The organism is Streptomyces sp. NPDC057939, assembly GCF_042887545.1.
Lineage (GTDB): Bacteria > Actinomycetota > Actinomycetes > Streptomycetales > Streptomycetaceae > Streptomyces.
Genome location: NZ_JBHVPG010000020.1, coordinates 108,405 through 123,907, shown reverse-complemented (window position 1 = coordinate 123,907; position 15,503 = coordinate 108,405). Strand labels below are relative to the sequence as shown.

9 protein-coding genes are annotated in these 15,503 nt (G+C 72.4%); 4 read left to right on the top strand and 5 right to left on the bottom strand.

Annotation, left to right across the window (positions count from 1 at the left end; genetic code table 11):
* The first annotated feature begins 243 nt into the window (after positions 1-243).
* Complete coding sequence (locus tag ACFVS6_RS22280; protein ID WP_389706171.1) at positions 244-2,511, top strand: M4 family metallopeptidase; 2,268 nt, start codon at positions 244-246, stop codon at positions 2,509-2,511.
* A 182-nt stretch (positions 2,512-2,693) separates the two neighbouring features.
* Here ACFVS6_RS22280 and ACFVS6_RS22275 read toward each other — a convergent pair whose 3' ends face one another.
* Positions 2,694-4,493 (bottom strand): hypothetical protein, encoded by a 1,800-nt coding sequence (locus ACFVS6_RS22275; protein ID WP_389706169.1) that lies wholly within the window; start codon positions 4,491-4,493, stop codon positions 2,694-2,696.
* 172 nt (positions 4,494-4,665) lie between these two features.
* On the opposite strand from ACFVS6_RS22275, the gene ACFVS6_RS22270 reads away from it, so the two are divergent.
* Positions 4,666-6,117: a nitronate monooxygenase gene (locus tag ACFVS6_RS22270; RefSeq protein ID WP_389706167.1), complete on the top strand. Its 1,452-nt coding sequence runs from the start codon at positions 4,666-4,668 to the stop codon at positions 6,115-6,117.
* Positions 6,118-6,206: 89 nt separating this feature from the next.
* Here ACFVS6_RS22270 and ACFVS6_RS22265 read toward each other — a convergent pair whose 3' ends face one another.
* The 4 genes from ACFVS6_RS22265 to ACFVS6_RS22250 form a co-directional block, all read right to left on the bottom strand.
* Positions 6,207-6,686 (bottom strand): hypothetical protein, encoded by a 480-nt coding sequence (locus ACFVS6_RS22265; protein ID WP_389706165.1) that lies wholly within the window; start codon positions 6,684-6,686, stop codon positions 6,207-6,209.
* A gap of 216 nt (positions 6,687-6,902) precedes the next feature.
* Positions 6,903-9,539 carry an alpha-glucan family phosphorylase gene (gene glgP, locus ACFVS6_RS22260; RefSeq protein ID WP_389706163.1) on the bottom strand — a complete coding sequence of 879 codons (2,637 nt, stop codon included), beginning with the start codon at positions 9,537-9,539 and terminating at the stop codon, positions 6,903-6,905.
* Positions 9,540-9,673: 134 nt separating this feature from the next.
* Complete coding sequence (locus ACFVS6_RS22255; RefSeq protein ID WP_389706161.1) at positions 9,674-10,540, bottom strand: hypothetical protein; 867 nt, start codon at positions 10,538-10,540, stop codon at positions 9,674-9,676.
* Between the two features lie 171 nt (positions 10,541-10,711).
* The gene (locus ACFVS6_RS22250) at positions 10,712-11,263 is read right to left on the bottom strand and encodes a GNAT family N-acetyltransferase (RefSeq protein WP_389706159.1); all 552 of its coding nucleotides are present in this window, start codon (positions 11,261-11,263) and stop codon (positions 10,712-10,714) included.
* Positions 11,264-11,670: 407 nt separating this feature from the next.
* Between ACFVS6_RS22250 and ACFVS6_RS22245 the strand changes: the two genes are divergently transcribed.
* Together ACFVS6_RS22245 and treS are read left to right on the top strand one after the other, a co-directional pair.
* On the top strand, positions 11,671-13,665 hold the full coding sequence (locus tag ACFVS6_RS22245; RefSeq protein WP_389706158.1) for a maltotransferase domain-containing protein: 1,995 nt from the start codon (positions 11,671-11,673) through the stop codon (positions 13,663-13,665).
* The gene (treS, locus tag ACFVS6_RS22240) at positions 13,662-15,368 is read left to right on the top strand and encodes a maltose alpha-D-glucosyltransferase (RefSeq protein WP_281207951.1); all 1,707 of its coding nucleotides are present in this window, start codon (positions 13,662-13,664) and stop codon (positions 15,366-15,368) included. The genes ACFVS6_RS22245 and treS overlap by 4 nt, the downstream gene beginning before the upstream one ends.
* The last annotated feature ends 135 nt before the right edge of the window (positions 15,369-15,503 follow it).

Here is a 15,503-nt window from a genome sequence, read left to right as displayed (position 1 = left end):
CCAAGTGTTAGAAACCGGTATCAACCACTCCGCATATTGGACACCCCCTTCGCACGCGAAGGTGAATGGTCCGGATACCGGATACGTATCTTCGGACAACGAACCGTTTCCAGCCAACCTTTTGACGCGGCCCTGACATCACGGCCCACAGGTGGCACTCTTCGACCGTTCATCGCACCAGCCCTGATCTGCCCGGAGGCCCTACCCAGCCGTCCGGAACCCCCCTTGCAGAAGGAGTCTGCGTTGAGTCCCACCCCCCAGAGGCGTGCCACCGCGGCCGGAGCGCTCGTCGCCGCGGCAGCACTGCTCGCCGTAGGCATACAGGCCGGCAGTGCCACCGCCGACGCCACCGCGTCGCAGGCCAGCTCGGCCGCCCAGCCCAACCCGGGCGCGGCCAACCTCAAACTCAGCGCTTCGGAGCGTGCGACGCTCCTTGCCGAGGCCAACTCCACCACCGTGCAGGCGGCCAAGGCCCTGGGCCTCGGCTCCGGCGAGAAGCTGGTCGTCCGCGACGTCGTCAAGGACGCGGACGGCACCACGCACACCTCGTACGAGCGGACCTACGACGGCCTGCCCGTGCTCGGTGGTGACCTCACCGTCCACGCCAAGGGCGGTGTCACCAAGAGCATCACCAAGGCCACCAACCACGAGATCAAGGTCGCGGACACCAGCGCCTCGGTCACGCCGGCGGCCGCCGAGAGCCAGGCCGTCTCCGCCGCCAACGCCGAGGGCTCGAAGGAGGCCAAGGCCTCCAAGAGCGCCCGCAAGGTGATCTGGGCGGCCGAGGGCGCCCCGGTCCTCGCGTTCGAGACCGTCGTCGGCGGGCTCCAGCACGACGGCACCCCGAACGAGCTGCACGTGGTGACCAACGCCAAGACCGGCGCGAAGATCACCGAGTGGCAGGCCATCGAGACCGGCACCGGCAACACCATGTACAGCGGCCAGGTGACGCTCGGGACCTCGCAGTCGGGCAGCAACTACACGCTGACCGACGCCACCCGCGGCAACCACAAGACCAACAACCTCAACCGGGGCACCTCCGGCACCGGCACCCTCTTCTCGGGCACCGATGACGTCTGGGGCAACGGCGCGGCCTCCAACCTGGAGACCGCCGCCGCCGACGCGCACTACGGCGCCCAGGTGACGTGGGACTACTACAAGAACGTCCACGGCCGCAACGGCCTGCGCAACGACGGCGTCTCGCCGTACAGCCGGGTCCACTACGGCAACAACTACGTGAACGCCTTCTGGGACGACTCCTGCTTCTGCATGACGTACGGCGACGGTGACGGCAACGCCAAGCCGCTCACCTCCACCGACGTCGCGGCGCACGAGATGACCCACGGCCTCACCTCGGTCACCGGCAACATGACCTACAGCGGTGAGCCCGGCGGCCTGAACGAGGCGACCTCCGACATCTTCGCGGCGGCCGTCGAGTTCTACGCCAACAACCCGCAGGACGTCGGCGACTACCTGGTCGGCGAGAAGATCGACATCCGCGGCAACGGCACCCCGCTGCGCTACATGGACAAGCCGAGCAAGGACGGCTCGTCCAAGGACTCCTGGTACTCGGGTCTGGGCGGCATCGACGTCCACTACTCCTCGGGTCCGGCCAACCACTGGTACTACCTGGCCTCCGAGGGCTCGGGCGCCAAGGTGGTCAACGGGGTCAGCTACGACTCCCCGACCGCGGACGGCCAGCCCGTCACCGCGATCGGCCGTGACGCCGCCTCGAAGATCTGGTTCCGCGCGCTGACGGTCGGCTACTTCAAGTCGAACACGAACTACGCCGCCGCCCGCACCGCCACCCTCCAGGCCGCCGCCGACCTGTACGGCCAGGGCTCGACCACGTACAACAACGTGGCCAACGCCTGGGCCGGCGTCGCCGTCGGTGCCCGCATCGCCAACGGCGTGACGGTCACCAACCCCGGCAACCAGAACACCGTCACGGGCAGCGCGGTGAGCCTGCAGATCCAGGCGAACAGCACGAACCCGGGTGCGCTGAGCTACGCGGCGACCGGCCTGCCGGCCGGCCTGTCGATCAACTCCTCCACCGGCCTGATCTCGGGCACGGCCTCCACGGCGGGCACGTCCAACGTGACCGTCACGGTGACCGACTCGCAGGCCAAGACCGGCACGGCGGCCTTCACCTGGACCGTCGGCACCTCGCAGCCGAGCGTGTTCGAGAACACGACCGACTACGCGATCGCGGACAACTCCACGGTCGAGTCGCCGATCACGGTGAACCGCACGGGGAACGCGTCCAGCGCCCTCAAGGTGGACGTCAACATCCTCCACACCTACGTCGGTGACCTGAAGGTCGACCTGGTCGCCCCCGACGGTTCCGTCTACAACCTGCGCAACCGCACCGGCGGCAGCGCGGACAACATCATCCAGAGCTTCACCGTGAACGCCTCCTCCGAGGTCGCCCAGGGTGTCTGGAAGCTCCGTGTCGCGGACCTCGCGAGCCTCGACACCGGCAAGATCGACAGCTGGAAGCTCACCTTCTGACCCCCGCGGGGTCGGACGTGAACCAGAGCTGAACCGTCAGATCACGGGGCCGCCCGGGAGCAGACCTCCCCGGGCGGCCCTGTTCCATTGCCCGACGGCGCCGAGGGCCGGGCACGCGTCGACCGCTGGACCGCGGCCCGCCGGTGACCCGTGCCGGTGGCGGGCGCGGTGCCGCCGGCCGGCTACGCCCGGCGGCCGGTCAGGGCCAACAGCACCCGGGCCAGGGCCCTCACCTCCAGGTCCGGGTGCGGCGTACCGTCGCACAGCAGGGCGCGGTGGACGCGGCGCGGCGAGGTGGCGATGTGCTCCACCGCGGACCGGGCCTCCGCCGGCAGCATCCGCATCTCCGTCAGTGCGCGCAGCGCCTCCGGGCTCGGTGCGTGCAGGGCGCCCCGGCGGACGAGTTGGCGCGCGATCACCGGGGCCGTGTCGTGCCTGCGGCCCGTGACGCGCCAGACGGCGGCGGCCGCGTCCGCCCGGCCCTCCCGCTCCGGCGCCCCCAGCCGCTCCTCCACCAGCGGCAGCAGCGCCTTGGCGGCCGGGCCGATTTCGCCCGCCACCCGGACGGCCGCCCGGCGCCGCGCCACCGCATCCGGCAGGCCCCGTACCGCGTCCACCGCGGGCCCCGCCTCGCCCGTGACGCGGACCAGCGCCGTGGCCGCGTCCAGGTCGCCGGTCTCGGCCCGGGCCCGCAGGGCGCGCGCAGAGGCGGGTCCTCCCGCCGCGCCCAGCGCCCCCAGCACCCCGGCCGAGGCGGGCAGGAGGCGTACGAGTTCGTCCACCCGGCCGGCCGCGAGCGCAGGGAACCCCCGCAGGGCGTCCACCCACTCGGCGCGGGGCCGGTCCGCGACCCGCCGCGCCACCGGCTCGGCGTCCGGGCCGAAGACGTCCACCACGACGGACACGATCGTGCCCGGCGCGCCGAGGGGCGTGAGCGGGAGTTCGGCCGCCTCGCGCGGCAGTTCGTCCATCAACCGCAGGACGAGGGCGACGGCCCCCGGCACCCGCAGCCGCACCGCGGCGTGCGTCGCCGCCACCCGCACGGCGGGGTCCTCGGAGCGCAGGTGGGGGTCCAGCCACGGCGCGGGCCCGCCTCCGTCGAGCGCGGCGGCGACGCGCGCCACCCGGCGCAGGTCCTCCGCGTCCTTCGCCGTCGCGGCGAGCCACGGCAGTACGTCCCGTTCCCGGTCGCGCCACTGCTCGGTGAGCGCCGCGGCCAGCGGCAATCCCCGCTCCACCGCCCGGAGCGCCGCGTCGGGATCGTCCAGCAGCCGGTCCACGAGCGGCCGGTGGGCGTCGGGCCAAGGGTGGCCGTACTCCTCGACGGGCGCCGCGCCGTGGGCGTCGATCGCGGATTCCACCAGGTCCGTCGGCAGCGGCAGCGGGGCCGTGCGCAGCAGGTCCGTCACCGCCGCCCTGCGCACCGCGGGTTCCGGCGCGGACAGCAGGGCCCGGTTGCGTGCGGCCGCGGCGGCGGGCGAGACGTCGAGCAGGCCGAGGGCGGTGACGAGGTCGGCCCGTACTCCGGCGTCCCGTTCCTCCTCCATCCGGGCCCGCAACAGCGGGAGCAGCGGCAGGGAGGCCTCCTCGCAGGCGGCGACGATCCACACCATCGCGCGCCGGACCTCCGGGTCCTCGTCCGCCGTCAGGCCCAGCAGGGGTGGCAGCGCGGTGGCCACCGCCCGGCGCACCCGCCGGTGCTCGCGTCCCGCCCCGTCGGCGGCGGCGTGCAGCAGCCACAGCAGCGGCAGCCGGTGACCGGGCCCGTCGGTGACGAGGCGCGCGAGGAAGGGCACGGCCGCGGCCGTCGCCGAGTAGACGCTCCCCTGGTGGCAGAGCGAGGAGAACAGCTCCTGCGACGCCTCCTCCCGCGTGCCGGCGTCCGCCGAGCCGGCCGCCCGCAGCAGGTCGGGCACGTCGTCCGCCTGACCGTAGGCGTGTTCCAGTTCGGCCCAGTCGATGTCGTCGATCCCGTCCCCCATGCGCCCGACCCTACGGCCTGTCGTCCACGTCCACCCGACCCGCTCCGCACGGGACCTGCTGCCCCCGACGCCGGGGACCTTCGGCGCTGCCGAGCGGTACGACGGCGGGGGGATAGTGGAGTCCGGCGAACCTACGGAACCGTAGGTTCGAGTGATTCCGAGGACGTGCGCCATGCCCCAGAGCCCTACGAACGCTCCCCCCGCGCAGCGCCCCTGGCTGATCCAGGGCGGCATGGGCGTCGGCGTCTCCGGGTGGCGGCTCGCCCGGGCGGTATCCGTGACCGGGCAACTGGGCGTGGTGTCCGGCACCGCGCTGGACGTCGTACTGGCCCGCGTCCTGCAGACCGGCGACCCGGGCGGTCACGCCCGCCGCGCCCTGGCCGCCTTCCCGCTGCCGGAGCTCGCGCAGGCCGCCCTCGACTGCTGGTTCCGTGAGGAGGGCCTGCCCGACGACCGCACCCCGATGCGGACCACCCCGCGCCTGCGCGCGGCCGGCGGGTCCCCGGCGGAGGTCCTCACCGTCCTCGGCAACTTCGTCGAGGTCTGGCTCGCCAAGGAGGGACACGATGGTGTCATCGGCATCAACTACCTGGAGAAGATCCAGCTGGCCACCGCCCCCGCGATGTTCGGCGCGATCCTGGCAGGCGTCGACCACGTGCTCGTGGGCGCGGGAGTCCCCGGTCAGATCCCGACCCTCGCCACCCGATTGGCGCGCTGCGAACCCTGCGTGACCCGCGTCTCCGTCGTGGATCAGGAGGAGCCCCTGGAGCAGCTCTTCGACCCGCGGGCACTGCTCGCCGGGCACCTGCCCGGCCCTCTGCGCCGCCCGGAGGTCCTGGCCATCGTGTCGCTGCCGGTGCTCGCCGCCTACCTGGCCCGGGACGAGGCCACCCGCCCCGACGGCTTCGTGATCGAAACCAGTCGGGCCGGCGGGCACAGCGCCCCGCCGCGCGGGCCGATGACCCTGGACGCGGCGGGCGAGCCCCTCTACGGGCCGCGGGACGACCCCGACCTCGCCAGGATGGCCGCGCTCGGGTTGCCGTTCTGGCTCGCGGGCGGACAGGCCTCCCCCGAGGCGGTGGCCGCCGCCCGGGCCGCCGGGGCCGCCGGTGTCCAGATCGGCAGCGCCTTCGCGCTGTGCGAGGAGTCGGGGATGGCCCGCGGGCTGCGCGAGGAACTGCTCGGCCGCGCCCACGACGGAACCCTGACGGTCCGCAACGACCCGGGGGCCTCCCCCACCGCGTTCCCGTTCAAGGTGGCCCGACTGCCCGGCACCGTTTCCGAGCCCGAAGTGGCCGCCGCCCGGCGCCGGGTCTGCGACCTGGGATTCCTGCGCACCCCCGTCCGGGGTCCGCGCGGGCTCGTGTACCGGTGCGCGGCCGAGCCGGTGGCCGCGTACGTCCGCAAGGGCGGGGACCCGGCGGACACCGAGGGCAAGCAGTGCCTGTGCAACGGTCTGCTCGCCACCATCGGCCTCGCGCAGCGGCGGCCGGGCGGGCGGAGCGAACCCCCGCTGGTGACGATCGGCAAGGACCTGTCGTTCCTGCCCCGGCTCTCCCCCGACGCCTCCCCCTATACGGCGGCGGACGTGGTGCGGTGGCTGGAGCCGGGGGCGCGACCGTAGGACCGGCGCGGCGGCGGACGCGCGGGAGCCCGGCACCCACGGGAGTGCCGGGCCCTCGTGCTGCTACGGCGTGCGCTCAGGCGCGGCGATCAGCCGAAGTTGCGGAAGGCCGACCGGAAGAGGTCGTCCTCGTCGTAGTGGCCGGAGTCCTCGTTGTCGTCGTCGTTGTCGTGGCGGCCGTCCTGGCGGCCCCCGTGGTGGCCGTGCTCGTCGGTCGGCTTGAAGTACACGGAGCGGACGTTCAGGTTCCGCGCCGTGTCGCCCGGCTCCAGCACCTCCTGGGGCTCACCCCCGCAGCTGCGGTTCGGGAAGACCAGCGCGAGGGAGTCGGTGTCGTTCGCCACCTTGAAGGCCGGGTGGTTGCGCGTGCCCGGCAGTTGGTAGCACGTGTCGTTGTCGGCGGGTTCGATCGACCTGCGGTGTACGTCGCCCTCCTCATCGGCGTACCAGTAGTGCAGTTCGCCGAGGGAGTCGCGGTCGTGCCGGTCGCCGGCCATCGCCTGGCCCGCGGTGGGAAGCACGAGCGCGAGGCTCGCGAACAGCACGGTGGCTGTGGTGCGTAGACGCATGTGGGGATCCGTTTCTCGGGGTTCCACGGATGCCTGGCTGTCGGCATCCGCGAGACAACGTAGGAGCGGATCTCTTTGCAGAAACGATTCCGCATAAGCAACGTGTTCGATGGTTCACCCTCCCGGGGCGCCTCCCGGAGTGACCCGCGTCCGTACGGCCCACCGCCCCGCCCCGCGGTCGCGGGACGGGGCGGAACGGGTGAGCGGGACCGCGCCTCAGCGCAGCACGACACCGCCCGGGACCTCGGTGTTCACCGGGGCCGCCACCAGCCCGAGCTCGGCCGGGGAGGCCAGCAGCGGATGCGACGGCAGCACCCGCACGGTGTAACCGAAGGGGCCCGTCCGGTCGAGGGCGAGCGGACCCTCGTAGACCCACCGTCCCTCCAGGTCGGGGCCGGCGGCGGGCTTGAGCGGGAAGCTCCGCCCGTCCCGGATCACGTCCTGCGCGTCGACCCGGCCCGCGACGGCCTGCACCTCCACGTCCTCGGGCGCCAGCGAGTCGAGCGCCACCCGGACCCGCAGCGTGAGGGTGGCCCCCAGTTCGGCGGTGCCCCCGACGGGCGCCGCCGCGACGGCCTCCACGTGCTCGACGGCGACCCGCGGCCAGGCCGCCCGGACCCTACCCTTCCACCAGGCCAGGTCCCGTGCCGCGTCCGCGGTCAGGGCGCGGTGCGAACGGGCGGCCGGGGTGTAGAGCCGCTCCACGTACTCACGGACCATGCGTCCCGCGAGCACCTTCGGCCCCAGGGACACCAGGGTGCGCCGGACCATCTCGATCCACCGCACGGGCAGCCCCGTACGCCCGGTCCGGTCGTAGAACCGGGGGGCGACCCGGTTCTCGATCAGCTCGTAGAGCGCGCCGGCCTCCAGGTCGTCGCGCCGCTCCTCGTCCGTGCCGAGTCCGTCGGCGGTGGGGATGGCCCAGCCGAAGTCGGGCTCGAACCACTCGTCCCACCAGCCGTCCAGGACGGAGAGGTTGAGGCAGCCGTTGAGCGCCGCCTTCATCCCGCTGGTCCCGCAGGCCTCCAGCGGACGCAGCGGGTTGTTCAGCCAGACGTCGCAGCCCGGGTAGAGCTTCTGCGCCATGGCCATGCCGTAGTCCGGCAGGAAGACGATGCGGTGGCGCACCCGCGGGTCGTCCGAGAACCGCACCAGCTCCTGGACGAGCCGCTTCCCGCCGTCGTCCGCCGGGTGCGCCTTGCCCGCGACGACGATCTGCACGGGCCGGTCCGGGTCCAGCAGCAACCGGCGCAGCCGCTCGGGGTCGCGCAGCATCAGCGTGAGCCGCTTGTACGACGGCACGCGCCGGGCGAAGCCGATGGTCAGCACGTCCGGGTCGAGGACGGAGTCCACCCAGCCCAGTTCCGCGTCCGCGGCCCCGCGCTGCTTCCAGGAGGCGCGCAGCCGGTCCCGTACCTCCTGGACCAGTTGTTCGCGCAGCACCCGGCGCACGTCCCACACGTCCTGGTCGGCGATCTGCGCGACGGCGTCCCAGCGGGCGGAGCCGCCGACGGCGAGGGCGTCCTCGGTGCGCCCGGAACCGATCTGGCGGGCGCCGAGCCGCATGACCTCGGGGGCGACCCAGGTGGGGGCGTGCACCCCGTTGGTCACGGACGCGATGGGTACGTCGACGGGGTCGAAGCCCGGCCAGAGCCCGGCGAACATGCCCCGGCTGACCGCCCCGTGGAGGGTGGAGACGCCGTTGGCCCGCTGGGCGAGGCGCAGTCCCATGACGGCCATGTTGAACACCCCGGGATCGCCGCCCGGGTACGACTCCGCGCCGAGTTCCAGGATCCGGTCGACCGGTACGCCGGCCAGTTCGGCGGCCTCGCCGAAGTGCCGGGCGACCAGGCCCCGCTCGAAGCGGTCGATGCCGGCCGGGACGGGGGTGTGGGTGGTGAACACCGTCCCGGCGCGGACGGCTTCGACGGCGGCGTCGAAGCCGAGGCCGCGCTCCCCTTCCAGTTCCCTTATGCGTTCGAGCCCGAGGAAGCCGGCGTGTCCCTCGTTGGTGTGGAACACCTCCGGGTCCGGGTGCCCGGTGATCCGGCAGTACGTGCGCACCGCGCGCACGCCGCCGATCCCCAGCAGCATCTCCTGGAGCAACCGGTGGTCGCTGCCTCCTCCGTAGAGGCGGTCGGTCACCTCGCGGGCGACGGCGTCGTTGTCCTCGACGTCGGAGTCGAGGAGCAGCAGCGGGACCCGGCCGACGCGGGCCTGCCAGACGTGGGCGTGCAGGGAGCGGCCGCCGGGCAGGGTGAGCGAGACCCGGGCGGGGGCGCCGTCCTCCTCGCGGAGGAGCGAGACGGGCAGTTCGTTGGGATCCAGGACCGGGTAGTGCTCCTGCTGCCAGCCGTCACGGGACAGGGACTGGCGGAAGTACCCGTGGCGGTAGAGGAGTCCGACACCGATGAGGGGGACGCCGAGGTCGCTGGCGGCCTTGAGGTGGTCGCCGGCGAGGATCCCGAGCCCGCCGGAGTACTGGGGGAGGGCGGCGGTGATCCCGAACTCGGGGGAGAAGTAGGCGATCCCGGCGGGCAGGTCGGCCACGTTCTCCTGGCTCTGGTACCACCTCCCGCCGTGGAGGTAGTCATCGAGGTCGGCCACGGCGACGGCGAGCCGGCGCAGGAACCGCCGGTCGGCGGCGAGTTCCGCGAGGCGGGCCGCGGGCACGGCGCCGAGCAGCCGGACGGGATCGCCGCCGGCGGCCTGCCAGCCTTCGGGGTCGACGGATTGGAAGAGTTCGCGGGTTTCCGTATGCCAGGACCAGCGCAGGTTGCGCGCGAGTTCGGCGAGCGGAACGAGGGGTTCGGGGAGGACGGGGCGCACGGTGAATCGACGGATAGCCTTCACGTGTTCCACCTTCGCAGGGGATTACGGATCGGAGCGGCCGCACCACGCTGTGCACCCGCGCATCGCCCCCGGAAGGCTAGCGGCGAACCCCGCCCCGGACCATCCCGCCCTTCGGGCCGCGGGCCGCGCGGCGGTCAGTGCGCGGGGCCGTCGGATGTCAGGAGGGCGTCCAGGCCGGGGCGCAGCGTCGGGGGCAGGGTCGTGCGGTCCAGTGCGCGCAGGGCGGCGCGGGCCGGCGGCGACAGGAAGCGGGCGAGTTGGAGCAGGGCGCCCAGTTCGGTCTCCAGCGCGGACGCGTCCGGCTCGCGCGCGGCGGCGCGGGCCAGGGCGGCGCACAGCAGGGCGCCGGTCTCGGGGTCCCAGGAGTCGGGCCAGTCGGCGGCCCCGGCGGCGGCCAGTTCCCGGACCCGTGAGTCGGGCGCCCGCAGCAGGCGTACGTACTCCCTGGCCCGGGGGTCGGCTTCGAGCCGGTCCCACTCCCCCAGGGCGCGCGCGCCGGGACCCGAGAGCAGCACCCGCGCCGAGGCGCCGGTGTCCAGCCGGTCGGCGGCCCGGCCGTAGGACTCGATGCGCTCCAGCACCACCCAGGCCCCGAGGGGGGTGCGCAGGCTCAGGCCGGTGCGCGGTATGCCGCGCAGGCAGCGCACGACGGCCCGGGTGCCGGCGCCGAGGGGCTCCACGGGTCCGGACACCTGGAGCCGGCCCGCGCGGGCGAGCAACCGGGTCAGCACCGGGGGCGGCGACGGCATGACGGCGAGTCGGCCCAGGTCGGTGTCGTCCAGGCCGGTCTCCACGGAGGGCAGGGCCGCCAGCTGCGCGGCCAGCGCGGCGGGGTCCTCCTCCTCGCGGGCGGCGCCCACCAACGCGGCGGCCAGGACCCGTTCCGCTTCCGGCCCCCACAGGGTGGCGGCCGCGTCCCGCGCGGCGGCCTCGCGCATCCGGGGGTCGGGCGCGTGCAGGCGCCGTACGAGGGGATATTCCTGCTGCTCCATCGGACCCATGCCAGGCATTGTCGCGCCTGCGGCCCGGCCGGGCACGGGGCGGGCGCCCGCCGGCGGAATCTGTCCGTCCGCCCCGGCCGCGACGGCCCGGACGGAGTCCGGTCCGACGTCCGGTCCGGCGCCCCGTCCGACCTCCCCGACGTCCGGCCCGGGCTCCGGTCAGGCGTCCGGTCAGGCGTCGGTGGCGAGCCGGGCGTGGAGGTGCTCGTCGTGCCAACCGTCGGCGTGCAGGAGGGCGCCGCGCATGGTGCCCTCCAGCGGGAAGCCGGCCTTGACCGCGACGGCGCAGGACGCGGGGTTGCCGACCGAGTGACATATCCGCAGCCGGTGCAGACGGCACTCCTCGAACGCCCATCGGGAAACGGCCGTCACGGCCTGCCCCACCGCGCCCCGACCGCGTCCGGCCGGCAGCAGCCAGTAGAGGAACTCCGCGCTCGCGCCGGACCGATCGATGTCGGCCAAACCGACGAGGCCCACCGCCGCACCCTCGGCTCCGTCCTCGTCGGGGTGCGCCACCGCCCAGGCCGCCGCCTCCCCCGCGTCCCACCGCCGCGCCCACCGCTCGATCCGCTCGACGGCCCCGGTCGGTGTCATCGGCTCGGTCCGGTTCCAGTGCCGGATGTCGGGATCCTCGTACGCCGACGCCAGGACCTGCGCGTCCGTGTCCCGCCAGGGGCGCAGCACCATGCCGCACGGCAGCGCGAACACCGGTTGCGGCGCCACCTCCCCGCCTCGCGACGGCGCCACCCCAGGGGCGGGTGGGACGGATGGGACAGGCACCGTTTCGCCGTACATCGCTTGTTCCTCCTTGACTTGACGGAGCATCAACAGCCGGGCATCCGGTCCTTTGTGCGCCACGTGCCACTACGTACGAGTAGTTAACCAACGGCGCGGATTGGACGGGGTGTGCGTGGGGCAGGGCTCTGCGGGTACGCGCGGTACACGCACGGCGCACCCGCCCACCCCCTTTCCCCGCCACCCGAGTGAACGCGGACAGGAGCGGCCATGCCCGCAGCCCAGCCGTCTTCCGAGCGGCTAGAAACAGAGCGAACAGAGCGTGCACTACCAGCCGTGATACCGGCTGGCCTGTTGTCACCGAGCCCTGCGAACTGCCCCCAGGTGATCCCATCATGATCGGTCGCATTCCCGTGCTGGACGTCCGCCCTGCCGTCGATTGCGGCGCCAGACCCGCCAAGGCGGTCGCGGACGAAGTCTTCGAGATCTCCGCCACCGTGTTCCGCGAGGGCCACGACGCCGTGGCCGCCCATGTCGTACTGCGGGATCCGAGCGGGCGACTGCGCCCGCCGATCCCCCTCCGCGAGCTCGCCCCCGGCACCGACCGGTGGGGGGCCCGGATCTCCGCCGAGACCGAGGGGAGGTGGACGTACACCGTCGAGGCGTGGAGCGATCCCGTCGCCACTTGGCGGTCCCATGCCGCGATCAAGATCCCGGCGGACATCGACACCGGTCTCGTACTGCTCGAAGGAGCGGAGCTCTACGAACGGGCCGGCGCCAAGATTCCCAAGCGGGACGGCCGCGCGGCGGTGCTCGGCGCCGCCGCGATCATGCGCGACGAGGACCGGCCCGTCGCCGAGCGGTACACGGCCGCGCTGGCGCCCGAGGTGGACGCCGCACTCACCAGGCGCCCGTACCGGGAACTGGTCAGCGCCGCCAAACCGCTCCCGCTGCTGGTCGAACGCAAGCGGGCCCTCTTCGGTTCCTGGTACGAGATGTTCCCCCGTTCCGAGGGAGCGGTGCTGGAGCCGGGCTCGGCCCCGGTCAGCGGCACCTTCCGGACCGCCGCCGAGCGGCTGCCCGCGATCGCGGACATGGGCTTCGACGTGGTGTACCTGCCGCCCATCCACCCCATCGGCTCCACCTACCGCAAGGGTCCCAACAACACGCTTTCCGCCGGGAGTTGGGACCCGGGTGTGCCGTGGGCCATCGGTTCCACCGAGGGCGGTCACGACGCGGTCCACCCCGAGCTCGGCACCATCGAGGACTTCGACGCCTTCGTGGCCGCGGCCCGCGAGCTGCACCTGGAGATCGCGCTCGACTTCGCGCTCCAGTGCTCCCCCGACCACCCGTGGGTGGAGAAGCACCCCGACTGGTTCCGCCACCGGGCCGACGGGACGATCGCCTACGCCGAGAACCCGCCGAAGAAGTACCAGGACATCTACCCGGTCCACTTCGACACCGACATGGCCGGCATCGTCGAGGAGACCTGCCGGATCCTGCGGTACTGGATGGAGCACGGCGTCCGGATCTTCCGGGTGGACAACCCGCACACCAAGCCGGTGGTCTTCTGGCAGAAGGTGATCGCGGACATCAACAAGTCCGACCCGGACGTGATCTTCCTGGCCGAGGCCTTCACCCGGCCGGCCATGATGCGGGCGCTGGCCGCCGTCGGGTTCCAGCAGTCGTACACGTACTTCACCTGGCGCAACACGAAGGCCGAGCTGACCGAGTACGTGAGCGAACTGGCGGACGACCGTTCGGCCTCGGTCATGCGGCCGAACTTCTTCGTCAACACACCCGACATCCTGCACGAGTACCTCCAGCACGGAGGCCGCCCCGCCTTCGAGGTCCGCGCGGTCCTCGCGGCCACCCTCTCCCCCACCTGGGGGGTCTACGCGGGCTACGAGCTGTGCGAGAACGCCCCGGCCAAGGAGGGCAGCGAGGAGTACCTGGACTCCGAGAAGTACGAGTTCCGGCCACGCGACTGGGCCGCCGCCGACCGCGAGGGCCGCACCATCGCCCCGCTCATCACCACCCTGAACCAGGTGCGCCGGCGCAATCCCGCCCTCCAGCAGTTGCGGGACATCCACTTCCACTCGACCGACAACGAACAGGTGATCGCCTATTCGAAGCACGCGGGCGCCAATTCCGTACTGGTGGTCGTCAACCTCGATCCGCACCACACCCAGGAGGCGACGGTCTCGTTGGACATGCCGGTACTCGGCCTCGACTGGCACGGGTCCCTCGCGGTGCGCGACGAGCTCACCGGCGATACCTATCACTGGGGCAGGGCGAACTACGTACGCCTGGAGCCGGGCCGCACGCCCGCACACGTACTGGCCGCTCTGCGACCGTCCCCGCCCACCGGAGGGTCACCCACCACATGATGATCAACGATCCCGTCCACGACACCTTCGAGGACACCCCCGCCAAGGACCGCGACCCCGACTGGTTCAAGCGGGCGGTCTTCTACGAGGTCCTCGTCCGCTCCTTCCACGACAGCAACGGCGACGGCGTGGGTGACCTCAAGGGGCTCACCGCCAAGCTGGACTACCTCCAGTGGCTCGGCGTCGACTGCCTGTGGCTGCCGCCGTTCTTCGCCTCACCCCTGCGCGACGGGGGCTACGACGTCTCCGACTACACGTCCGTGCTGCCCGAGTTCGGTGACCTCGCCGACTTCGTGGAGTTCGTGGACGCCGCGCACACCCGCGGCATGCGGGTGATCATCGACTTCGTCATGAACCACACGAGCGATCAGCACGAGTGGTTCCAGCAGTCGCGCAAGGACCCCGACGGGCCCTACGGCGACTACTACATGTGGGCCGACAACGACAAGCAGTACCAGGACGCCCGCATCATCTTCGTCGACACCGAGAGCTCGAACTGGACGTACGACCCCGTACGCAAGCAGTACTACTGGCACCGCTTCTTCTCGCACCAGCCGGACCTCAACTACGAGAACCCGGCCGTCGTCGAGGAGATCGTGTCCGCCCTGCGCTTCTGGCTGGACCTCGGCATCGACGGCTTCCGCCTCGACGCCGTGCCCTACCTGTACGCCGAGGAGGGCACCAACTGCGAGAACCTCCCGCGCACCCACACCCTCCTCAAGCGGGTCCGGGCGGAGATCGACGCGCACTACCCGGACACCGTGCTGCTCGCCGAGGCCAACCAGTGGCCCGAGGACGTCGTCGACTACTTCGGGGACTACGCGAAGGGCGGGGACGAGTGCCACATGGCGTTCCACTTCCCCGTCATGCCGCGCATCTTCATGGCCGTGCGAAGAGAGTCCCGCTACCCCGTCTCGGAGATCCTGGCGAAGACCCCGGCGATCCCGGACCGCTGCCAGTGGGGCATCTTCCTGCGCAACCACGACGAGCTGACCCTCGAAATGGTCACGGACGAAGAGCGCGACTACATGTACGCCGAGTACGCCAAGGACCCGCGGATGCGGGCCAACATCGGCATCCGGCGCCGGCTCGCCCCGCTCCTGGACAACGACCGCAACCAGATCGAGCTGTTCACCGCCCTGCTGCTGTCCCTGCCCGGCTCGCCGATCCTCTACTACGGCGACGAGATCGGCATGGGCGACAACATCTGGCTCGGCGACCGCGACGGCGTCCGCACGCCGATGCAGTGGACCCCGGACCGCAACGCCGGTTTCTCCTCGTGCGATCCGGGCAGGCTGAACCTGCCGGTCATCATGGACCCGGTCTACGGGTACCAGGTCACCAACGTCGAGGCGGCCATGGCATCGCCCTCGTCGCTGTTGCACTGGACCCGGCGACTGATCGAGATCCGCAAGGCGAACCCCGCCTTCGGACTCGGCTCGTACACGGAACTGCCCTCGTCCAACCCGGCGGTACTCGCGTTCCTCCGCGAGTTCGGCGACGACCTGGTGCTGTGCGTGCACAACTTCTCGCGCTTCGCGCAGCCCACGGAGCTGGATCTCCGGTCGTTCAACGGGCGGGTCCCGGTGGAGCTCACGGGTGACGTGCGCTTCCCGCCGATCGGTGAGTGGCCGTACCTGCTGACCCTGGCGGGCCACGGCTTCTACTGGTTCCGCCTGCGGAGCGACCAGCGCGCCGACTGACGGACCGAGCAGGGGGGCGGGCACTCCTTTGGGTCAATCGCCCGCCCCTGTACGGATCATCCTGACCCGACACTCGCACATACCGGAGAAGCAACTGCCGCACATCCGGGACACTCTGCGCATTCTGTGACGGCC

What these genes read in the sequence shown, in the direction of transcription:
- ACFVS6_RS22265 (WP_389706165.1), bottom strand. Translation starts at nt 6,686, where the DNA reads ATGCGTCTACGCACCACAGCCACCGTGCTGTTCGCGAGCCTCGCGCTC.
- ACFVS6_RS22245 (WP_389706158.1), top strand. Translation starts at nt 11,671, where the DNA reads ATGATCGGTCGCATTCCCGTGCTGGACGTCCGCCCTGCCGTCGATTGC.
- ACFVS6_RS22275 (WP_389706169.1), bottom strand. Translation starts at nt 4,493, where the DNA reads ATGGGGGACGGGATCGACGACATCGACTGGGCCGAACTGGAACACGCC.
- ACFVS6_RS22255 (WP_389706161.1), bottom strand. Translation starts at nt 10,540, where the DNA reads ATGGGTCCGATGGAGCAGCAGGAATATCCCCTCGTACGGCGCCTGCAC.
- treS (WP_281207951.1), top strand. Translation starts at nt 13,662, where the DNA reads ATGATGATCAACGATCCCGTCCACGACACCTTCGAGGACACCCCCGCC.
- ACFVS6_RS22270 (WP_389706167.1), top strand. Translation starts at nt 4,666, where the DNA reads ATGCCCCAGAGCCCTACGAACGCTCCCCCCGCGCAGCGCCCCTGGCTG.